This window comes from Candidatus Clostridium radicumherbarum (assembly GCF_045310525.1).
Lineage (GTDB): Bacteria > Bacillota > Clostridia > Clostridiales > Clostridiaceae > Clostridium_AT > Clostridium_AT radicumherbarum.
Window position 1 is genome coordinate 410,523 of the sequence record NZ_JBJHZY010000002.1, and the last position, 21,978, is coordinate 432,500.

A 21,978-nucleotide genomic window follows, 5' to 3' on the forward strand; every position below is an offset into this window, starting at 1 on the left:
ACATGCTCCAATATGGAACATGTCTGCTGCATTAAAAAATTTGTGTTATTAAATAATTCTCTTTTTTGATACTAAATTGATGAATTATATGGCATTCTTTTATATCTTACAACTATAAGAAAACAGTCAACCATAATACCAGTTGTACAACAGGCAATTATAGTTCCTATTCCTGCAACACCACCTAATAACAAACCTGATATTGTAAAAGTAATATCTATGATTGTTCTTCCTAAAATATAAGGAACCTTAAATTTATTTACAAAGAAATAAATTATGGCGTCAATACTATGCATTCCTTTTTGATATTGAATCAATATGGAATAACATAATGCAAAGCATAGCTGCGCAATAAGAATCATACCAATTTTCATTATAAAAGTATAAGTAGGTATTACTAAGGATTGAATAAAAGGGTAAACAAAGTCTATGGCATAACCTACAGTTAGTGTGAAAATTACAGTTGTAAGACCAATTTTTTTACGAGAAATTAGCAATGCTAACAACAACAATATGCTGTTACAGATACGGCTTGCTGTACCAAAGGAGATGTTGAAACTCTTATGAAGCCCTTGTAATAATACGGTTAAAGTATCTGAACCAAGTCCGCATTCAACAAATATAGCTACACCGATACCTGTTAATAATATAGAAATTAATACAACGCTAAAGGTGATACATAACTTCCTGACATTCATAATTACTCGCTTAGGTCTTCGCCATTGGTTTCAATTACTTTTTTCATCCAGTGGTAGCTGTCTTTTAAATAACGCTTGCCGCTACCTTTTCCATAATCATCAATATCAACATAAATAAAGCCATAACGCTTGCTCATTTCACTGGAAGAGCAGCTAACTATATCAATTGGGCCCCAAGCATAGTAACCTCGTAAATCAACTCCGTCTTTTATTGCCTCTTTCATTTGCTCAATATGTGCTTTATAGTAATCAACACGGTATGGATCATGAATTGTGCTATTGTCTTCTAATTTATCATGATAACCCACACCATTTTCAGTAATATATATTGGACACTGATAACGATCATAAAATAAATTTAAGAGTGTACGAAGGCCTATTGGATCAATACTCCAACCCCATGGATTAGCAGGTAATTCGGGATTCCTGTAGTCCCCTTGTCCATTTTTTGCACTTTCAGCATCACAGATCCTTGTGTAGTAATAAGAGAAGGACATATAGTCTGCAGTATTTTTCAAGGCTTCTTCATCGCCTTCACCGAATTCCACATGGATATTATTGTCCTCAAAATAACGGAAGGCATAACCAGGATAATAGCCACGTAATAATACATCTGAAAAGAAATATTCCATCTGGTTCTTTCTAAGAGTTGCAAATACATCTTCTGGTTTACAGGTTGCAGCATATGCTGGTCCTCCGCATAACATCATACCAATTTGATAATTAGAGCCTACTTCATGAGCATATTTAGTTGCTAAAGCACAAGCCACCATTTCATTATGGACTCCTTGGTATTTTGCACTTAGTAAATCATCTACCACATCTTCTGCAATTCCTAAATGGTTGAAGGATTCATGAACAATTAGGTTAATTTGGTTAACAATAATCCAATACTTAACTTTACCTTTGTAACGATCAAAGAGGGTTTTACAATATCTTACGAAGAAATCAATAGTTTCTCTTGAATACCACCCTTTATAAGCAGTTGTTAAATGTAAAGGCATTTCATAATGGGATATTGTAATCATTGGTTCCATGCCATTTTTAATAATTTCATCAATTAAATTATCATAAAACTTTAATCCTGCTTCATTTGGCTCACTTTCATCTCCCTTAGGATAGATTCTAGCCCAGTTAATTGAGGTACGAAAAGTTTTTAAGCCAAGCTCTGCTAATAATTTTAAATCTTCTTTATAAGTGTGATAAAAATCTATACCCCATCGTTTAGGAAATATGCGATCTTTACTTTCTAATGCTTCCTGTACAAAAGTTGAAGTTACTTCTTTATTATATTTTTTATCTAATGCAATACTATCAACAAATTCGTTGATATCAGCAATACATAATCCTTTTCCATCTAAATCATAGGCACCTTCTAGTTGATTGGCAGCAACGGCGCCCCCCCATAGAAAGTTCTTTGGAAACCCTGTTGGTACTCTATTCATGTTATTTTTCCTCCTTTAAAAAGCGCCTCCCTACTTGCTTTAGAAGACGCTTTATTTTTTATTTTTCTAATGCAGCTATTCTTTTTTCATAGCTTTCAAAAATTTTAATCATTTGTTTAGCAATATTAATCTCACTATTAATTGTCATAAGTGTATCTTGAGCATGGGCAAACAATATTGAATATTTACTTTCTTCTCCAGCACATTCTGCTTGAATAACATCGGTTTGTATTTTATGTGCTTCGGTAATTTTTGTTTGAGCATCCTCCATATTCTTTTTTGCTAATGTAAAGTCGGAAATAGCAATGGCATCTAATGCTTCCTTGCACATTTTACGTGCATCGCCTGCATTTAAAATTATCTGCATTGCTGCTTGTACTCTTTCTTCTTCCATGTATTATGTCTCCTTTATAAATTAAGCATATTAATTTGCAGCCTCTTGAGTTTCATAAGCTTTAACTTCTTGAGCCTCGTAGGCTTTAAAAAATGGATACCATATAGCTGTTGAAATAACAATGTTTACAATTAATAATATAATACCCCTAATTGATTCTGTTGTAAGCCAAGTTGCAATTGGGAACGGACAATACCACATCTCAAATTGTATAGTTGGAATTGGTGCAAAATGAATTACTTTTGTAAAGATATAAGTTACTAAAGGCAGTATAATCCCTTGAAGCCACATTGGAACCATTAATATTGGATTCCAGGCTATAGCTCCAAAAACTACAGGTTCATTTATATTAAAAATACCTGGCACAAGACAAGCTTTTCCTAAAGCACTTAATTTCTTTGATTTTGAACGCATTAGCATTATAACAAGTGGTAATGTACAAGCAATACCCCCAACCCAAAGATATGCTGAATATACAGTACTGCCAGTAACAAGATTTAAATTGGATACTGTAGCTGTACCTGCTTTTGCTAAGGCAATATTAGTAGTTATTGCTGCTAAAAAAACTGGTTGTACAACTGGTGTCAGTACCCAGCTTGAAATACCCATAGAATATAAGAAGCAAAATATAAACATAAGAAGAATAAAACCAAATGGTGATTCAATAAAATTCGATAATGGCATAAAAATTGAAAGTATGATGTGATATATGTCAACCTTCATAAGCAATACCACAATCCAGCCTGTACATACAACAATAGCAATTGGCAGCATTGCATCAAACCAAGACCTTACGAAATCCGGAATTGCTGAATCCTCTTTAAAAAATGAAAATTTACCAAATAAACTCATAATATATCCCGTATAAATTCCACAGAATATCGCAACAAACATTCCGCCAGCTCCTAAGGCATCATGTCCAAAACCAATTACTTTATCAATCTCAACTTGCGGTGTTATAACAATTAAGAACAACACTAAACTACTCATAGCAGCAATAAAACGCTGCTTACGAAGACGTTTCTTTTCCATCAAATTGAAAGGAATTAAAAAAGCAACAAACAAAGATATTTTTCCCATGGTCCATGAAAATGGAGTCCAGAAGCTTGGTAAGCTTGGGAAATAATCATTTAGAATTGCTAATAAGCAGAATACAGATCCCAAGAAAATAAAGGGTAACGTCTGCATAATAGAATCCTTAATTGTAACAACCCATACATTATTATTAATTTTGCTCATTTTTGGAGAAAAACTATTTTCAAGCCAATAAGTAAATTTTTTCATTAAAATGGCCCCCTTTTTATTTTATTTAATTAAATATTGATAAAAGATGATCTAAAGCTTTATTACCATCAAGGGTAGAATAATATTCCGGTTTCATTAAAATGGCCTTTACTGGTGCACCTTGTAAAATATCATCAATTTCGTCAAGTAAATAAGCCAAGTGTGGACCGATCATTAATGCATCCATTTCATCAATGTAATTTTCTATTTCAGATTCACTTCTTGCTTTAATAGAGATATCCATAGCTCTTTCTTTTGCTGCTTTTCTCATATTAGCAGCCATAAAACCACTGCTTGCACCTGATCCACATACTAATAAAACATTTAATTTTTTCATTTTTATCATCCTTCCCTTCAGCTGAATAAGTTAATAGTTAAATAGCTTAAAATAACGTTACACTCAGTGTATGATTACATTATTGCCTATCAGTATAGCCAATTCAAATAAATATTTACACCTTAAAAGTGCAATCATTTGTTGCACATTAGGGGTGCAAAATATTATTTGACGATTTTAAATTAGTATTATAAACTACAAATTAATAAAGTGTAGAAAAATATGAATTGTTACTACAAAGGTGAGGGATATTGTATTTTGAATGCAAAATCATTGAAATTATTAAGTTATTTACAAAGCCAAGATGACTGGATAACATCTTCACAATTATCTTTAAAGTTAAATGCTTCTTTACGCAGTATTAAGAATTACATTTCAGAAATTAAAAAGGTTAACACTGACTTAATTATTTCATCAAGAAATGGATATAAAGTAAATAAGCCTGAATTACAAGCTTTTTTAAAGACTATTAATTCTTCAATCCCTCAAACACCTGAAGAACGAATTGATTATATTATAATAAAGCTTGTTAAATCTATTGAGCAAGCTATTGATATTTATGACCTTAGTCAGGAAATCTATATTAGCGAAGCTACTCTAAAGGTTGATTTGCATAAAGTTAGGCATAAGTGCAATGAATTTGGCTTGACTTTAATAATTTGCGGTAACAATATTTCTTTAGAGGGATTAGAAAAAAATAAACGAAGAATTATGAATTCAATTTTTTATGCTAAATTGAACAAAAATCCTATGGATATCAATACCATACAAAATGTCTTTGTAGATTATGATATAGAGCAGATAGAAGCGATTATTGTAAACGTATTTAAAAGGTATCATTATTTTATTAATGATTATTCTTTAATTAATTTGATTTTACATGTAACCATAACAATCGAGCGAATTAAAAGCAATTATATTTATGATCATGTAGAAAAAAATAACAAACTAATAATTAAGCAGCATGAAAATAAAATAGCTCGGGAAATAGCTAGGGAATTAGAAATTGCATATCAAATAACATATAATGAGAACGAAATATATGAATTAACACTGCTAATAATAAGTAATGCTACCAATTTGGATTATAAAAGTGCTAATAAACTTAATCTAAATTACTTAGTTGGCGAAGAATGTATGGAACTTGTAAAGGATTTGGTTCAATATATTAATAATTATTACTATATTGATTTCAATGAATCTGAATTTCTGCTGCGTTTTGCTTTACATATTAAAAATCTACTTGTTCGCAGCAAAAGCAATCATTACAGTAAGAATCCTTTAACTGAATCTATTAAAAGTAATTTCCCTTTAATTTATGACTGTGCAGTTAATATTTCCTATAAAATTAAAACTTACACAAACTGTGAAATTAATGAAGATGAAATTGCTTATATTGCCTTACACATTGGTGCGGCCATGGTAAATCAGAAAAGCTTACAAAATAAAATTACTTGTGCAATTCTTTTTCCTCAATACTATGATTTAGATATAAAATTAGGAGAGAATATATCTTCAGCATTTCATGATTCTTTACTAATTAAATATATTGCTACAAAGGAAAAAGAGCTACAAAACGTTCCTGTTGATTTTATTATTTCCACCATTCAATTTAAAAGTTTTACAGCTTTACCATCCGTAATTATAAATACATTTTTAACAGAAAGAGATCGTAAGCTAATCTCAAACAAAATTGAGGAAGTAAAGAAAAATAAACAGAAATTACAATTTTTGAATTACTTGTATATGTTTTTTAATGATTCCCTCTTTCTTAAAGACAAGTATTTTAATAGCGAAAATGAAGCCATTGAGTTCATGTGTAATGAAATGCAGTTGAAAGGTTATATAAATTCAAATTTTAAGCAAGAAGTGTTTGAACGGGAATCAATGTCATCTACAGCCTTCAATGGCATAGCAATACCTCATTCTATGCACATGGATGCCATTAAAACAGGTATGTTTGCAATTGTTAATCAGCATACTATGAAATGGGGAAAGCAACAAGTAAATATTATTTTCTTATTGACCATTAATAAAGATGAGAAAAAAGTATTTAATGATATGTTTGATTCTTTGACAACAATTTTGTCCGAAGAAGTTAATTTAAAGAAACTAATTCATTGTAATTCATTTGAGGAATTCATTAATACATTAGTAGAATGTGTTTAAAAGTCCGCCATATTTCAGGCGGACTTTTTTTCTGCTATGTAGGAACATTAGAGTCAAGTGCCTTATAATTTTCCCATAGACATCATAATAAAGCCGCAGAAAGCAGCATTATCAGATTGCATTGAAACATGAACTTCATTTTTCATTTGATTGATTTGCTCTCGATAAGCTTTATAGAACTCAAAAGTTGGTTTTGGGCTGTATTTAATGCCCTCCAATTCAAAGATCTCAATTATCCATTTAACTGTTGTAGGTTTAATTAAAACTTCCACAGCTGGTCGATAATATACTGGGCAGACAGTTAACAAGGGCCATTTCGCAATCTTATATTCATTTAGTAGAGCTGTCATCATTTCGAACCCAAATTTTTGATCACCATGTAAGAATTCTTTAAGTCCATGGGATAACCGTTCTTTCTCATTCTCATTCATGGCCTTTACCAGGTCTCTAAACTTAGGCTTTTCGAAAATTGAAACCAAAGAAGACTGACTGACTACCTTATTCATGGAATCAATAATTCTGCTTGGACTTTCAAATTGCTCAATTGTAAAACTCTCCTGTGCTAATTTATTCATTTTCTCTACCTTATGCTTCTTTGCTATTTCAAGCACTTTGGGATTATTAAAGCCACCGGGGTATTGCATTAAAAATCTCTCCTCGGCCTCTTTCAATTTTTTAATGTTCAACTTAATCACCTCCGTTGGATGAGTATATGTTCTTATTATACACCTAATAGCATCCACATGACTTATTCCTTATTTTTTTAAAAAAACATTAAATCATATAATTGAGGTAATTAAATAAATGCCACCAGATCTTCTACAATCTGATGGCATCTTATTTAAATGCAAGTTAAAGCAAGCTTTTATAGGCACTTCTTAAAGATATTTTCAATATCCTGCTGATTTAAAGGTTTGAATCCAGGCATAACCCCGCCCCCGCATGCTTTCTTAGCCATTATACTAAAGTTCTCTTCATCAATACCTATTTCACTGAAAGTGCTCTTTAAACCCAGGGTGTTAAAGAAGAAGTCAGATAGCATCTCAATACTCTTCTTGGCAACAGCCATTGTCTCCATATTCTTATCAATACCAAATACATTGCACCCAAACTGATAAAATTTTGATACTGTTGTTTCATCCAATGTATATTCCATCCATCGAGGTGTTAAAATGGCAAGTCCTAGACCATGAGTAATATCGTAAAAGGCTGAAAGTTCGTGCTCAATTGGATGGCAGGTCCATGCCTGTCTCTTACCACCATTTATAAAACCATTAATGGCCCAGGAAGAAGTCCACATTAGGTTTGCACGAGCTTCGTAGTTCTCAGGTTCTTTCATTGCAATTGGAGTGTATTTGATGATAGTTTTCATTAATGCTTCAGCCACAGAGTCTAACATGTTCAAATCCTGATTCATGTTAAAGTACACTTCTATAATATGGGACATTATATCTGCTGCACCACAGGCAGTCTGATAGCTGCTTACTGTGTAAGTATTAGTTGGGTCAAGGAAAGATACTTTTGGAAGCAGCATTGGATGCATATAACCAATTTTATCTTTTGTCTCAAGATTACTGATAACACCACCTGCATCCATTTCAGAACCTGTTGCAGATAGTGTAAGCACAGTAACTATAGGCAGACAATTGGTAACTGGTGCTTTGCCTGTAAGTATATCCCATGTATCCCCATCATAGAATGTTCCTGCTCCTATGAACTTAGTAGCATCAATGGTAGAACCGCCTCCTACAGCCAGCAGCACATCTATTTTTTCTTTCTTACAGATTTCTGCACCTTTATTAACTGAGGTAATACGAGGATTTGGCTCAATACCCGAAAGCTCGAATAGTTCAAGTCCAGCATCTTTTATTTCTGCTACAATTTTGTCATATAAGCCAATTTTCTTAATAGAACCACCACCATAGGTTAAGAGTACGCGTCTACCATACTTTTTTAGTTCTCCTCCTAAGTTTCCAAGTTGGTTTTCTCCAAAGTATACCTTAACAGGTACATCATAAATAAAATTATTCATATAATTAACTCCTCTCTAATTTAAAATCAAAATGTTCTGCTTTATTATTCTTAAGCATTTGCCTTATCATAATCTTCATCAGATACTGGTTCCAGCCACTCAGCAGGTCCTTTTGAAGCATCAGCTTCTACTGCTAAATGGGCAAACCAACTGTCTTTTGCAGCCCCATGCCAGTGTTTAACATCTGCTGGTATATTTACCACATCTCCTGCATGTAATTCCTGTGCTGGCTTTCCACATTCCTGATAATATCCTTTTCCACCTGTTACAAGTAAAACTTGCCCACCTGGATGCTTATGCCAGCTGTTGCGGCATCCCGGTTCAAAAGTCACATTGCCAATAGGACAAGGCATACTTGTAAGCATTTGTAGATGCACTGTTCCAATAAAGTTATCACTTTTAAGTACCTCTCCTATTGGGAAAATTACACTATTCTTTAAAGCTTTTATTTCACTCATTTCTTTACTCCTTTCAGTCGTAAACACTGGGCAATCTAGCATGCTCATTCCCACTCGCAGCTTGCCCGTAAAAGTCCATTTAGGACTTTTACAACTCATTTAAATAATTGATTGCACTTAAGGTTCTCGGATAACCGATGTAGGGCAAGAGATTTGTAATAACAGTTAATAGCAATTGTTTTTCATTTCCTACATTTAAGTTTGCCATGATGTGCCCCTTCGCCTGAGGTTCACACCCTCCCATTGCTATGAGCATAGAAAATGTAAGCAGTTCTCTTGTCTTAATATCAAGTCCATTTCTTGTATAATAGTCTCCAAAACAGTTGCCTGATAAATATTTTTGAATATGAAGCTGACTTTCCGGAGAATTTTCATACATCTTATTAATTACTTCTGCACCAACAATTTCTTTTTGTACTTTCAATCCTTTCTCCATTCTGGTATCAGGATTTATAGTTGACTGCCCCTTTAATGGAAGCTCTATGCCTCTACTTGTAAGAACCTCATTTGCTGCGTGAATGAAATCAAAGGACTTTGCAATACCGCAGTAGGGCACGGACTGATAAACTATTTCTTTGATTTCTATTGGAGTGACTCCTACATTTAAGGCTGCTCCAAGCATTACCTTATATTCACTTAAGGTCTGCATGGCTATCATTGCTGCTAAGATTACTTTCATTCGTAACTTTACATCTAATTTTCCGTACTGAAGAACTTCATCAAAGGCGAAGTTATCAAATAATTCTATAAGCTCAGGATCAGTTACTTTTAGCGTTGACTTATGATTTGGAAACAATTCTTCATGGTTTTTATTTGCAGCTTCAGTTATGCTCATAATTTATCTTCTCTTTTCTTAAAATTATTTTTGAATCTATCTGCTTAACCCAGTTAAATATTCCACAGTTTCTGGATTATAATGTGAAAAGAATGCACTCTCTTCTTTATCTAACTTAGCTACCATATCCATATCATTCTTTGATAATTCAAAGTCAAATATATCAAAGTTTTGTTTCATCCTTTCCTTGTGCACTGATTTCGGAATTACCACTACACCTCTTTGTATGAGATATCTTAAAATAACCTGGGCAGTGGATTTTTTATATTTTTCACCAATAGTTTTCAAGGTTTCATTTGTAAACATACCATTTCTTCCTTCAGCAAAGGGTCCCCAGGATTCAATCTGTACTCCATATTTTTTCATGATTTCCTGTGCTTTTGCCTGTTGGTTAAATGGATGTGTCTCAACCTGATTGACTGCAGGAACAACTTCATTAAACTGTATTAAATCAATTAATCTGTCCGGATAGAAATTACTTACCCCGATGGCTCTGATTTTCCCCTCTTTATACAGTTCTTCCATAGCTCGATAGGTTCCATAATAATCATTAAATGGCTGATGAATTAGCAGCAAATCCAAATAATTAAGCTGTAGTTTTTTCAGTGATTCTTCGATAGATTTCTTTGCCTTTTCATAGCCAGCATTGGAAATCCATACTTTTGTAGTAATGAAAAACTCTTCCCTAGGTATACCACTTTTTTTTATTGCACTTCCTACAGCCTCTTCATTGCCATATGCTTGAGCAGTATCGATGGAGCGGTATCCAACACTAATTGCATCCAATACACATTTTTCGCATTCTTCTTGATCTTGGATCTGATAAACTCCAAACCCTAGAATTGGCATTGTTACGCCATTGTTTAATTTTACATATTCCATAATATTCACCCTTTTATCAATTAATAATTTCTTTTGTCTCTATTTCTGAAGCCACTTAAAAATTTCTTTTTCAGAGTGCTGCACATTACCCCCTTTAATTGGAAGACCTTTTTCCACCTTAGCACTAGTGCAAAGCTTTTTAATATCATTTTCACTGCGTCCCATTCCGCTTCCTTCATGGGTGCAGAACGGAATGATTGTCTTTCCTGAAAAATCATAGGCTTCTAAGAAGGTAAACACTGGCATTGGCATAGTGCCCCACCAGTTGGGATACCCTAGATATATCACATCATAATCATCCATGTCGTGAGCCTTTCTTGTTAACTCAGGTCTTGCGTTTTTACGGAGCTCTTCCTGAGCTACCCTTGTGGACTCATTATAATCCGTTGGATAAGAGCTTACGGCCTCAATATGAAACATATCACTTCCTGTTATTTTCTGAATCATGGTAGCTGCAACTTCTGTATTTCCTACTGTTAAATTTACAATGCTGCCATTAACATAGTTGTTACCTTTTCTTGAAAAATAAGCTATCAAAGATTTTTTACTCATAATTCCTATCACTCCTTTCCCGTCTATCACCACTCTACTCCTTGGAGTTAACTCTAAGTCAAGTGTTATTTATCACCTGATTTTTTTAGGCTTTCTTCTTTTTTCAATACTCTTTCTTCATATCCATCTATTTTTTTATTCAGACGCTCTAAGGTTTGCTGCATTTCTTTAACTTTTTCAGATAACTGACTGTGTTGTTCAATTAAAAGCTCTTTTCTAGCCTTAATTGTAGAATTTCCTTGCTGGAACATGGTTACATACTCTACTAAAGTTTCAATAGATAGTCCTGCAGCACGCATACATTTAATAAAATTAACCCATTCGCAATCTTCTTCCGTATAATCCCTGATTCCACTTGCATTTCTATTCACTGGAGGAATCAGACCAATTCGCTCGTAATAACGGAGCGTATCAGCTGATATAGCATATTTTTTACTTACTTCTGCAATGGTCATAATAAATTCTCCTTTTTCTAAATGTAGTTTTATCACTTTACGGCAAAGCAATACTTTCTTTTTATTGTTTGAAATATAATGAGCATCAGTTTGCTTAGCTTATCTTTCTTTTGATGCAACACAATTGTAGCTTATTTAATTATTTATCCAAATTATGATACTTTATATTCTTTTTGCCCGCATTGTTCCTTCATTCTAACTTTACCATCGGCTCTTAAAAACCAACGGGCAAAGTTAAAGACCAAGATTGCCAGTGCAGTAGATAAGGAGCTGATCCATGTGATTGCCATTATAGACCATCTCCCTACTACGATTCCCCCAATACCTGCACCCAAGGCAAATCCAAGCTGTACAAAGGTGCTGTTCAGACTAAGCACTATTCCAGAAACTTCAGGAGCAAGTGATACTAAATTGAAGTTTTGAGTCGGTCCAAAGGTCCAGCAAGCTATCTCCCAAATCATAAGCATTATAATAGTTACCACCGCCAATCCAGAACCTATAGATACCAGCACAAGGGTGATAACTTGAAGGAGCATAGCACTAAATATTGTGCGGGTGATACCAATCCTATCCGCCAATATTCCGCCAAGCTTGGACCCAATCAAGCTTCCTATTCCCAATATCATAAGAATAATGCTTATTTTATTTTCAATCATAGGCATAGCTGCCCTTAGAAATGGGGTGATATAGGTATCAATAATTGAAAAGCCTATAAACACCAATAAAGTCACACTAAGCATAAATGCTATTCTCGGATTCTTTAAGATGGCAAGTCTCTTAACAAGCGGCACAGATGCTTCACCTTCGAAAGCTGGAATTGTTCTCCTAATAATTAATAATGCAAGCAAAGTAAAGACTCCGATAATCCAAAATATTGTCTTCCAATTATATGCACCTGCTGCAATTCGTCCCAATGGAACTCCAAATACAAGAGATGAGCTAAAGCCCATTGCGACGTTGGACATAGCACTACCTTGACGTCCAGGTGCAGCTAACTTCGCAGCTATCCCATAAGCATTAACAAGGAATACACCTGTTCCAATCCCAAGTATACCGCGAGCCACCATTAGGAATCCAAAGCCTGGAAGTAACAGCATAGAAGCAATCCCTATTAATATGATTGCAAGTGCCATTAATAGCTGCTTACGCTGATTCATCTTAGCTATGGCCACAATAACTAGAGGCGTACCTATGGCATTACTAAGAGCGTATACAGTAACAAGTTGTCCAGCAGTGGATACAGATACGTTTACTGAAGCAGCGATTTTATCTAGCATTCCCACTATGCTAAATTGAGTAGTACCAACTATGAAGCAAATAATAGTGAGCATGTATATTTTCCAATTGTTATTAATTTTATTTTTCATTAAGTCTAGATTCTCCTATAATTATATTTTATAAGACTCGCTTTATTTGTAAGAAGCTTCATAAATAGCTATACAGTCTTCAATACTCAGTTCACATCTGTCAGCTAAAAACAGTCCACCCATTGCATCATTTGCATTATGGGCAAAGCTTTCAAATTCCTCTGGTTTGATGCCATAATCGGACATCTTAATATCATTAACACCGCATTCCTCCTGTAACTTAGAAAGCATTGTAATGAAATCCATAGGTTCTTTTGCATCATCCATACCCATTGCTTTTGCCATACGTATAAAACGGTCATCACAAACATGTTTGTTAATGAAATGAGTAAAATATGCTTTACTAAGTATAATAAGTCCTGCTCCGTGGGGTAAATCCTGATGGTATGCTGACATGGCGTGTTCTAAAGAATGTTGACTAGAAGTTGTCCCCACACACATTACCACTCCGGACAAGTTATTCGAAAAAGCAACCCTTTCTCTTGCCTCCATATCATTTCCGTCTTTTACTGCTCTTGCAAGATAGCGGCTTACATTTTCAATTGCAGTTATAGCATACATATCACTCATTAAATTTGTTTTATTATTAATATATCCTTCCATGCTGTGAGATAAGGCATCCCATCCCTGAAAAGCTGTGAATTTTGGTGGTACTGATTTCATCAGCTCTGGATCAACAATAGCAAACACTGGAAATAAAGCATTGTCCTTAATGCCCACTTTTTCTTTTGTTTCTTCATTTGTTATTACTCCACCTGCATCTGTTTCGGATCCAGTTCCTGCTGTTGTTGTAATTGCTACTATAGGAAGAGGCTTATTTTTAATTGCATTTCTTTTTCCTGTTCCTGATTGTACATAGTCCCAGAGGTCTCCGGGATTTGTTGCCATGATTGCAATTGCCTTTGTTGCGTCCATGGGGCTTCCTCCACCTAATGCTACAACAAAATCACAGCTATTTTCTTTTGCAAATGCAGCTCCAGCCATGACTGTTGATTTAAGCGGGTTAGGCTCAACCTTATCAAACACAACTGCTTCCACTTCTGCCAGTTTTAACTGTTCTTCTACTCTGGTAAGGTAGCCATTGGCTTTGGTTGATTTTCCTTTAGATATCACTATCATTGCCTTTTTGCCTGGCATAACCTGATCCTTTAGATTGTTTAACTGACCTGCTCCGAATAAAGTTCTTGTTGGTATATACATATTAAAACTCATATTAAATCCTCCAATTTATAGATGTAATAAAACAAAAATAACATTTGCTATTCCAATAGTTTATAATGTACAAATGTGCAGCCTTTAACGAATGAAATTTGTAAATGTGGCTTCTTCCCTTTCGGGCAAAGCAATTCCTGCTTTTATTCCTGCTTCCTTGCATTTTAGGAAGAACGCCATATTTCTTCCAAGAGTTCTCATAGTCTGAAGTCCTTCTAAATCCTGTTTTACCTGCTCTGGAGTTGCGCCATGTACCATATTCCAATACTGCGAAGAAATAATTGGCATCTGCATCAGCCCGAAATACTTATTCAGTTGGTCATAAGTTGCTGTAGTTCCAGCCCTTCTAGCTGATACTACACATGCTGCGGGTTTCAGATAAAATGACTGTCTGCCTCCATTTAAATCCGTATAAAATACACGATCCATAAAAGAAGAAATTTCTCCGCTGGCAGCTGCAAAGTGTACCGGAGAACCAAATATATAACCATCAAAATCTCCAGCTATTTCAAGAAATTCATTTACCTTGTCATTAAATACACATTTGCCTGTATTCACACAGCTTTTGCAGGCAATACATCCAGCTAATGGCTTTGTTCCAACTTGAAATATTTCTGTATCTATTCCTTCAAGCTTTAAGGCTTCTGCAACCTCATTCAATGCTGTATAAGTGCATCCTTTTGCATGTGGACTTCCATTTACTAATAATACTTTCATAATTTTTGCCTCCACTTTTATACTTTTATTTCTTTGTTTATTCATACTCTATCACTTGAAGTGAACTCCAAGTCAAGAACTTTTTTGCTGCAAATTTAAAATGAAAAAGTAAAACAATTTTAAACTTTATTTGAAAAAGATAATCTATTTTCCCCTGATTATACAAATCCATTCACAAAATACCTATAAAAAAAGCCAGTTAAAGTGAGTAACTGATCACCTTAATTGGCTTTTTAACATCTAAATAACATAAATCCTTATTTTTAGTGAATGGCTTATCACTTAATCGGATTATCTTTATATTTGTTTTTATTTCACACTCTATTGATGTCGTCTAGTAGAGCCTCTCTAACCTCAATTTACAAGTATTTTGCAGTAATTGACGCCTTGCAGTTTTTAAGTTCAGCAGGTACTCCTTCAAAAAGAATCTGTCCGCCTTTGCTGCCGCCCTCAACACCTACGTCAATAATCCAATCAGCATTACGAATTACATCCAGGTTATGTTCTATTACAATAACTGTATTGCCCTTATCAACAAGATGGTCAATAATGGCCAAAATACTTGTAATATCGGACATATGCAAACCAGTTGTAGGCTCATCCATTATATAGATATTACCCTTTTTACTTAATTCCTTAGCAAGCTTTAGGCGCTGACACTCTCCACCAGAAAGGGTATCTAAAGGCTGACCCAGGGTCATATAATGCAGTCCCACATCAACTAAATGCTTCAGCTTGTTTTTTATTTCTTTTTGGGTGAAAAATTCAACAGCTTCTGCAATAGTCATATCAAGCACGTCGACAATGGATTTGCCATTGTACTTATACTCCAAAACTTCCTGCTTAAACCGTTTGCCACCGCATTCCTCACAGATGGTTTCAACTGAATCCATAAAGGAAAGATCTGTTTCAATATATCCTCGCCCATTACAAGCCTCACATGCACCCTCTGAATTATAGCTGAATAGTCCGGCACTTACCTTGTTTTCTTCTGCAAATAATTTGCGTATTTGATCCATTATACCTGTGTAGGTGGCTGGATTTGAACGTAGATTTGCGCTGACTGCAGACTGGTCAATAATAATGGCATCTTCATATTGCTTAGCAAAGACACCATTAACAAGGGTGGACTTACCAGAACCTGCAACACCTGTAACAACAGTGAATATACCTTTAGGTATTCTTAAACTCACATTTTTTAAATTGTGTAAGTTACTTTTTTTAGTTTGAAAGTATTCATTGCTTATCCTCGGGTTGTTCTTAATGGGCAGTCTCCTCCCCATATATTCTCCTGTAAGTGTCTTGGATTTTAAAAGGTCGTTAAAGCTTCCTTCAAACATGATCCTACCGCCATTTGCACCGGCTTTAGGCCCAACATCAACAATATAATCTGCTGCCTTTATTACATCAGGGTCATGTTCAACCACAATAACCGTATTGCCTTTATCCCTGAGTTTAACCAGCAGTTCATTAAGTCTATGTACATCTCTGGGGTGTAATCCAATACTTGGCTCATCAAAAATATACATTGCATCCGTCAAACTACTTGTAAGATGTTTTACCATTTTTACACGTTGGGATTCTCCGCCTGATAAAGTAGAAGTTTCCCTATCTAAGCTTACATAGTCAAGGCCTATTTGAATTAAATCATTTAGACGCTCACTCAAATTCTTTATAATAGGTTTCACCTTGGGATCATCAATTTTTTTAATTAATTCTAGAAGTTCATCTACCTGCATAGCCGTAAAATCAGCTATTGAATACCCCATTATTTTTGATGATAAAGCACTTTCATTATAGCGTCTGCCACTGCAATCAGGGCACTGCTCTTCAGTTGTAAAAGGAGCAATTTTCTTCTGTGAGGCCTCCGATTTTTCGTACTCGGTTTTGATGAACTGACTTATGAATCTCTCAGCAAGACCAGCATAGGTGGTGTTAATTCCTTCCAAGAGGACCGACTTTATTTTTTCAGGTTTATGGTATACAAGCTTATGGTATTCCTCTTCTGTAAAATCCTTAATCTTCTTATCACAATCAAAAAAGCCAGATGCAGCATACATTTTCCACTGCCAATTACCAGGCTTATAACCCGGCAGCAAAATTGCCCCTTCGTTTAAAGACTTTTCTTTGTCCAAAGCTTTGTTAGGATCAAGGGTAACAATCCTGCCGATACCTTCACAGGTCTTGCACATTCCATTAGGGTCATTAAATGAAAAATGATTGGATGGACCTATATGGGGCTTTCCTATTCGTGAAAATAAAAGCCTTAGTAATGGATTGATATCTGTTATTGTTCCTAGAGTTGAACGTGAGTTACCGCCAATCCTCTTTTGGTCAACAATAATGGCTAAAGACAGATTTTCAATTGCATCAACCTCAGGATGACCATACTTTGGTAAAAAACCTTGAACAAATTTACTGAAGGTTTCATTTAATTGCCTGCCAGCTTCCTGAGCGATGGTTTCAAATACAATTGAAGATTTACCTGAGCCTGACACTCCAGTAAAAATTGTTATCTTCTTTTTGGGAATTTTCAAGTTGACATTCTTTAAGTTATTCGCACGTGCACCTACTATTTCGATAAACTCCTGTTCCATCTTTTGTCTCCTTTACTGAGTTTTTCAGATTTGCTTATATCAAGTATACTATTAAACATTAATGGTATCCACATGAGTTATTATTTATTAAAAATATTAAAGGCATCCACTTGACTTATTACTTATTTTGCTCATTTTTGAGTTTATATAAGTCATATGGATGCCATTATTATTATTTTAAATTTATTATATTGTCAACTACATTTTGTGGAACTGCCCCTGTTCCGCCAAGTATATATTTCATTTTTGCACTGCTTACATACTGTTTTAAAAAATTTCTATAATCTATATCGCTTAGATTCATACCTTTGTCTACAAGGAATATTCGCGAATTAAAATTTGATGCTAAAATTGACCCCGCTAGAGCATCAGGAAAATCTGCTCCAGTTGCAAAAAATACATGAGACCAATCATAATTTAAACTATAGTTTATAGATCCTATAGTACTGTTAATCTTATAGTTTGTGTCATACCTATTATTGCCACCAAACCTTTGAGGGTTTGGTAGAGAGCTTAAAACTTGATTCGAAATTACCCCGCTTCCACCAACTACTATTGTCTTTGAATAGTTTTCATATATTCTTTTATAGGAATTAATAAAATCTATTGTAGATTTAGGTATATTATTTTTATCTGTAAGCAATATTGGAGCCTGCATTTCAGCTGCCAATGGTGCTATTGATAATGCATCTGGAAAATCATTCCCTGTTGCAACAATGAAAGTGCCTCTAGACCCTACTTCATTTGCAATAGCAGTTGAAGTTTCATATCTATTGTTTCCCTGAATTCTTATACATTTTAAGCCACTTGAAGTTAGTGTATTCTCAATATCCTTTGACACTGCACCTACACCTCCAATAATATATACCTCTTGAGCCTTCAGCCTTTTTATCTCATTAAAAACCTGCGGATTTAAAGACTTTGAATTAGTAAGGAGAATTGGTGCATTATACTTTCTAGCCAAAGGAGCTGCACATAAGGCATCTGGGAAATCATCACCTGTTGCAAGTATTATATTATTTGCAGTATCAAAGCCTTCTTTTGAAATTTCAACAGAAGTAGAATATCTGTCATTGCCTGCTAATCTTTTTATTCCTCCGTCAGTGCTGAAGTTAAATGAATAGTCCTTATCCATTCCTACCCCATCTTGGCTTATTACACTATTATATGGAACATTTAAAGTAAAATTAGTTAAAGCAGGTAAAACACCAGTTCCAGAACTAATCATTATCTCATCATTTATTCCATTTTCGTCGCTTATTACTTGTATCCCAATATTACTAGTAACATTAGTCGTTTTATTCGTTATAGAAATAGTATGTGTTGTATAATTATTGGTTATAGCCCAGCTATCCAAAGGTCTATCGAATTTTAAAATAATTTTTGGATTTACTGGCATCGGTGATGTTTGAAGATTATCCGGTGAAATACTAATAATTTTTGGAGCAGGAATTGTGCAGTTGATATTTACCTGTTTTTCACTTACATTGGAAAATATATCTTTAACACCTATATTTACATTATTAATTCCAGACCTCAATTGATATGGTATTTCTGTATACATACCTACCTTTGATGGATATACTTGTCCATTTAGTAACACTATATTTCCAGGGTATGTTATAACTCCAAAAGTTTGTGTGCTTTTATTCTGCGTGGTGTCACTATCCGGAGATAAATTCATAAAAGGTTTCGGGTAAGAATCGAGAACTATATTACCCGTGATAGTTCCTGTATTGTATAAGTTTCCGATAGTACCTTGTCTTGAGGATGGATCAAGTTCTAATTTATTAAGAATGTAAATATTACCTGATACGTTTATTGTGCCGTAATTTACTATTCCTCCATAAACAACTAGGTTACCCTTTACATTTAGAGCAGAATTAGGGTTGATTACAAGAGTACTAGAACCTGCTATAAAAAGGTCTCCATCATATGACTTTTCACCATCAATCCATTTATTGCTTCCAAAATACTGTTTTACATTTTCATTTATTGTGCCTAGGCTTCCAGTTGAGAAAGTTAGCCTAATATCATCTGGATACTCAATTCCCGATAATTTTCCTGTTATGTCTCCATACCCTCCTGGTATTAGTAAATTATATACTTGACTATAGCTAAGTCCATCATTAAATTTTACAATAAGTTTGTTGCCTAGAACTGTAGCTGTTGTGTTAATCCTATTGTTCTGCGCATTTGTAACTTCCACCATATTTGAATTAATAATATTTATATCCTGATCGAAGTTAAGTGTAATATCATTTACAAGCGGCAGGTTCATTTCTCCATCCTCTATGCTTGTGGATATAAGCATGGGCCTTCTTGTAATATGGGCAGTATCCATGGTTTCAATATATGAAGGACCATTAAAATCTGCTGTTAATGCAATTAGCTTATTTGAGTTATAAAATGTTTTACCAATGGAATGATTCGTATGAAATGACCCAATTGTCGTTAGCGAATCATAATCATATATATTATATCCACCATAAAATACTCGGTCATCCATATTAAATGCCATTCCATTAAATTCGCCGCCAGAGGATAATTTTTTATAGTTTAACAGATCTCCTCCAATATCCTTGCTGCAGGTCAATATTTCAGCTGGTGATGTATAAAGAAATTTCCCATCTGGAGAAAGCATCAAATTGGGGTTAATTACAGATGTATTATCATCTTTATACTCATATTTTTTGCCGATTACCCCGTTACTTACAGGATATGCATATACATCCAAATTTGTTTGGCCACTGCCGGCAGTCCAAGTATTATAAATTACATTATTGTAGCTATTAAATAGTAGCTTTCCCGTCATACAATACAACTGACTTGATATTTCCTTCTGAGTATTTGGATCATAGCTCTCAATTTCAGAACCATAACCTGAAGTCCCACCTGATATGTAAATATAACCCTGATTATCAGTTGTTATACCATAAGGTTCTATGTCAACAGCAAATTGCTCTTTTGCTGTTGGATTCTGTGTATTGAATGCAGCTGTGTCTATTAGAGTAATTGCTCCAGGTAAAGCTGTGTCACTTTTAGGATTATGAGGACCGTTTATCAATGTCACATACAACTGATTTCTAGCTATCACAATGTGCTCAGGCTGCATATTAAACTGAATGTAACTGCTTTGTTTTGTAATATAATTGTAGGCTACTACTCTTTTATTCGTCATGTCTGTGATATATAATACAGGCTGCGTATCATCCTGTACTGCGTCTGCAGCATTGAACCCTAAATTATTGGAATCTGTTGAAGAATATTTAGGCAAACTATTAGCACTTACTTTAGTTACCGGCTGTAGCGTAATGATTAATATTATAGTTAAAAATATTGCAGTAAATCGTTTTATAGATCTTTGCAAAGTTACCCCCCCTAGATTTGTATATCACTGTAAACAATTTCTAATATAATTAAATCAATATTTATATAAAACCACAATATATTTTTAACGGATTAATTGCAAAATAGTGGCAAAGTGACATCCATTTTTAAGCCTTCGCTCAAATATCCCTATCTCTATTACTCTATAACCAACTTTTACTCAATTCTCCTTAATTCCGACTAAAACTTTAGCTCCAAATGCAAAATTTCCTCAGACTATCAGTCTGAGGAAATTTTTTACCTTGCCATGCCGAATATTGCACCTGAAATGAAAGGTATAAGCCATATAATCCAAACAACAATACTTAATTTGTGGAAGTTTGCCTTGGCTTTTGCATCGTTCTTAACCAATACTACAGTTGCCCAAAGTGCATGGAAAAGCATCAAAATAATTGCAAGCAAACCTGTAATGCCGTGGAAATTCAGTTTGAATCCGACTGACGCAATCTTGCTCATTATTGTTGTTCCTGTAGTGTCAAATATCAAGCCTAAATAAAACACAGCCAAATGCCATTTCTTAAGTTCCCCTTGAACCTTTTCACTCCATACACCTATGGTATAGAACACAAGAGCCATTGAAATTGTAATTATTGCGGAAATTAACATAATAAATTCCTCCTTTTAGTCGGAAGCACTGAGCAATTAAAAACTCTCGCTTCCGCTCGAAAATTGCTCGTTAAAGGTCATTTAGACCTTTAACCTCCTAAAATTAATCATTAATTTATTTTTTTGTTTTTCAACATTAATGATAAAATTAAGCCTGTTAAAGCTATTAAGACTGTTGCTATAAAAAGCTTGCTGAACCCGCTGTTCAAAGTGTTTTGGAAGGTTGCAATCTTTTTATTATTTTTATATTATCGCTCCTCTTGAACATTGTTCATTTTGAATTAAAAAAATATCCAAAAACTTAAAATTATAATAGCTTTCATTATTGCTGCATACATAATACACCTCCCCGTTGAGATATAAGTCTAATCTATAATTAAGCAAATTTAAACGAACAACGTTCATTTAAATTTATATTAAAATCATATCTATATGATATGATTTGTTAAAGCAGTTCTTTAAGAAACAGTTCAAAGTACAAATAACAGCATCTGAACTTAACTATAAATCTTACTGTTTCATATGCTTCTAAATTAATTTGAATATTT

At 34.2% G+C, this 21,978-nt stretch carries 19 protein-coding genes; 1 reads left to right on the plus strand and 18 read right to left on the minus strand.

The window, feature by feature from the left end:
• Positions 1-71 precede the first annotated feature (71 nt).
• Genes ACJDUH_RS11725 through ACJDUH_RS11745 form a run of 5 tightly spaced genes read right to left on the minus strand, consistent with a single transcriptional unit; the run spans position 72 to position 4,158 of the window.
• Entirely contained in the window at positions 72-698 is a 627-nt protein-coding gene (locus ACJDUH_RS11725; RefSeq protein WP_406765388.1) for a YczE/YyaS/YitT family protein, read from the minus strand.
• A gap of 2 nt (positions 699-700) precedes the next feature.
• Positions 701-2,143, minus strand: coding sequence for a glycoside hydrolase family 1 protein (locus tag ACJDUH_RS11730; protein WP_406765389.1), 1,443 nt, complete (start codon positions 2,141-2,143; stop codon positions 701-703).
• 58 nt (positions 2,144-2,201) lie between these two features.
• Complete coding sequence (locus ACJDUH_RS11735; protein ID WP_406765390.1) at positions 2,202-2,537, minus strand: PTS lactose/cellobiose transporter subunit IIA; 336 nt, start codon at positions 2,535-2,537, stop codon at positions 2,202-2,204.
• A gap of 30 nt (positions 2,538-2,567) precedes the next feature.
• Complete coding sequence (locus ACJDUH_RS11740) at positions 2,568-3,821, minus strand: PTS sugar transporter subunit IIC (RefSeq protein ID WP_406765391.1); 1,254 nt, start codon at positions 3,819-3,821, stop codon at positions 2,568-2,570.
• A 25-nt stretch (positions 3,822-3,846) separates the two neighbouring features.
• Positions 3,847-4,158: a PTS sugar transporter subunit IIB gene (locus ACJDUH_RS11745; protein WP_406765392.1), complete on the minus strand. Its 312-nt coding sequence runs from the start codon at positions 4,156-4,158 to the stop codon at positions 3,847-3,849.
• Positions 4,159-4,416: 258 nt separating this feature from the next.
• Here ACJDUH_RS11745 and ACJDUH_RS11750 point away from each other — a divergent pair, with 258 nt between their 5' ends.
• Positions 4,417-6,327 carry a BglG family transcription antiterminator gene (locus ACJDUH_RS11750; protein WP_406765393.1) on the plus strand — a complete coding sequence of 637 codons (1,911 nt, stop codon included), beginning with the start codon at positions 4,417-4,419 and terminating at the stop codon, positions 6,325-6,327.
• 62 nt (positions 6,328-6,389) lie between these two features.
• Here the strand turns inward: ACJDUH_RS11750 and ACJDUH_RS11755 are convergent, their stop codons facing one another.
• From ACJDUH_RS11755 to ACJDUH_RS11815, 13 genes are all read right to left on the minus strand, one after another.
• Entirely contained in the window at positions 6,390-7,013 is a 624-nt protein-coding gene (locus ACJDUH_RS11755) for a hypothetical protein (protein ID WP_406765394.1), read from the minus strand.
• Positions 7,014-7,192: 179 nt separating this feature from the next.
• Complete coding sequence (locus ACJDUH_RS11760) at positions 7,193-8,359, minus strand: iron-containing alcohol dehydrogenase (RefSeq protein WP_406765395.1); 1,167 nt, start codon at positions 8,357-8,359, stop codon at positions 7,193-7,195.
• 50 nt (positions 8,360-8,409) lie between these two features.
• Entirely contained in the window at positions 8,410-8,817 is a 408-nt protein-coding gene (locus ACJDUH_RS11765) for a cupin domain-containing protein (RefSeq protein WP_406765396.1), read from the minus strand.
• A gap of 88 nt (positions 8,818-8,905) precedes the next feature.
• Positions 8,906-9,652 (minus strand): carboxymuconolactone decarboxylase family protein, encoded by a 747-nt coding sequence (locus tag ACJDUH_RS11770; protein ID WP_406765397.1) that lies wholly within the window; start codon positions 9,650-9,652, stop codon positions 8,906-8,908.
• 36 nt (positions 9,653-9,688) lie between these two features.
• Positions 9,689-10,534 carry an aldo/keto reductase gene (locus tag ACJDUH_RS11775; RefSeq protein WP_406765398.1) on the minus strand — a complete coding sequence of 282 codons (846 nt, stop codon included), beginning with the start codon at positions 10,532-10,534 and terminating at the stop codon, positions 9,689-9,691.
• Between the two features lie 39 nt (positions 10,535-10,573).
• A complete protein-coding gene (locus ACJDUH_RS11780; protein WP_406765399.1) occupies positions 10,574-11,086 on the minus strand; it encodes a flavodoxin in 513 nt (170 codons plus the stop codon).
• A 65-nt stretch (positions 11,087-11,151) separates the two neighbouring features.
• Positions 11,152-11,541 carry a MerR family transcriptional regulator gene (locus ACJDUH_RS11785; protein ID WP_406765787.1) on the minus strand — a complete coding sequence of 130 codons (390 nt, stop codon included), beginning with the start codon at positions 11,539-11,541 and terminating at the stop codon, positions 11,152-11,154.
• A gap of 152 nt (positions 11,542-11,693) precedes the next feature.
• Positions 11,694-12,908, minus strand: a complete 1,215-nt coding sequence (locus ACJDUH_RS11790) for an MFS transporter (RefSeq protein ID WP_406765400.1) — start codon at positions 12,906-12,908, stop codon at positions 11,694-11,696.
• A 42-nt stretch (positions 12,909-12,950) separates the two neighbouring features.
• On the minus strand, positions 12,951-14,120 hold the full coding sequence (locus ACJDUH_RS11795) for an iron-containing alcohol dehydrogenase (RefSeq protein WP_406765401.1): 1,170 nt from the start codon (positions 14,118-14,120) through the stop codon (positions 12,951-12,953).
• An 84-nt stretch (positions 14,121-14,204) separates the two neighbouring features.
• Positions 14,205-14,837: a flavodoxin family protein gene (locus tag ACJDUH_RS11800; protein ID WP_406765402.1), complete on the minus strand. Its 633-nt coding sequence runs from the start codon at positions 14,835-14,837 to the stop codon at positions 14,205-14,207.
• Between the two features lie 359 nt (positions 14,838-15,196).
• Positions 15,197-17,434, minus strand: coding sequence for an ATP-binding cassette domain-containing protein (locus tag ACJDUH_RS11805; protein WP_406765403.1), 2,238 nt, complete (start codon positions 17,432-17,434; stop codon positions 15,197-15,199).
• A gap of 172 nt (positions 17,435-17,606) precedes the next feature.
• On the minus strand, positions 17,607-20,804 hold the full coding sequence (locus ACJDUH_RS11810) for a cell wall-binding repeat-containing protein (RefSeq protein WP_406765404.1): 3,198 nt from the start codon (positions 20,802-20,804) through the stop codon (positions 17,607-17,609).
• 257 nt (positions 20,805-21,061) lie between these two features.
• Entirely contained in the window at positions 21,062-21,430 is a 369-nt protein-coding gene (locus tag ACJDUH_RS11815; protein WP_406765405.1) for an HsmA family protein, read from the minus strand.
• Positions 21,431-21,978: the final 548 nt, after the last annotated feature.

Coding starts and splice junctions, on each gene's coding strand:
- ACJDUH_RS11725 (WP_406765388.1), bottom strand. CDS start 698: ATGAATGTCAGGAAGTTATGTATCACCTTTAGCGTTGTATTAATTTCT.
- ACJDUH_RS11730 (WP_406765389.1), bottom strand. CDS start 2,143: ATGAATAGAGTACCAACAGGGTTTCCAAAGAACTTTCTATGGGGGGGC.
- ACJDUH_RS11735 (WP_406765390.1), bottom strand. CDS start 2,537: ATGGAAGAAGAAAGAGTACAAGCAGCAATGCAGATAATTTTAAATGCA.
- ACJDUH_RS11740 (WP_406765391.1), bottom strand. CDS start 3,821: ATGAAAAAATTTACTTATTGGCTTGAAAATAGTTTTTCTCCAAAAATG.
- ACJDUH_RS11745 (WP_406765392.1), bottom strand. CDS start 4,158: ATGAAAAAATTAAATGTTTTATTAGTATGTGGATCAGGTGCAAGCAGT.
- ACJDUH_RS11760 (WP_406765395.1), bottom strand. CDS start 8,359: ATGAATAATTTTATTTATGATGTACCTGTTAAGGTATACTTTGGAGAA.
- ACJDUH_RS11765 (WP_406765396.1), bottom strand. CDS start 8,817: ATGAGTGAAATAAAAGCTTTAAAGAATAGTGTAATTTTCCCAATAGGA.
- ACJDUH_RS11770 (WP_406765397.1), bottom strand. CDS start 9,652: ATGAGCATAACTGAAGCTGCAAATAAAAACCATGAAGAATTGTTTCCA.
- ACJDUH_RS11775 (WP_406765398.1), bottom strand. CDS start 10,534: ATGGAATATGTAAAATTAAACAATGGCGTAACAATGCCAATTCTAGGG.
- ACJDUH_RS11780 (WP_406765399.1), bottom strand. CDS start 11,086: ATGAGTAAAAAATCTTTGATAGCTTATTTTTCAAGAAAAGGTAACAAC.
- ACJDUH_RS11785 (WP_406765787.1), bottom strand. CDS start 11,541: ATGACCATTGCAGAAGTAAGTAAAAAATATGCTATATCAGCTGATACG.
- ACJDUH_RS11790 (WP_406765400.1), bottom strand. CDS start 12,908: ATGAAAAATAAAATTAATAACAATTGGAAAATATACATGCTCACTATT.
- ACJDUH_RS11795 (WP_406765401.1), bottom strand. CDS start 14,120: ATGAGTTTTAATATGTATATACCAACAAGAACTTTATTCGGAGCAGGT.
- ACJDUH_RS11800 (WP_406765402.1), bottom strand. CDS start 14,837: ATGAAAGTATTATTAGTAAATGGAAGTCCACATGCAAAAGGATGCACT.
- ACJDUH_RS11805 (WP_406765403.1), bottom strand. CDS start 17,434: ATGGAACAGGAGTTTATCGAAATAGTAGGTGCACGTGCGAATAACTTA.
- ACJDUH_RS11815 (WP_406765405.1), bottom strand. CDS start 21,430: ATGTTAATTTCCGCAATAATTACAATTTCAATGGCTCTTGTGTTCTAT.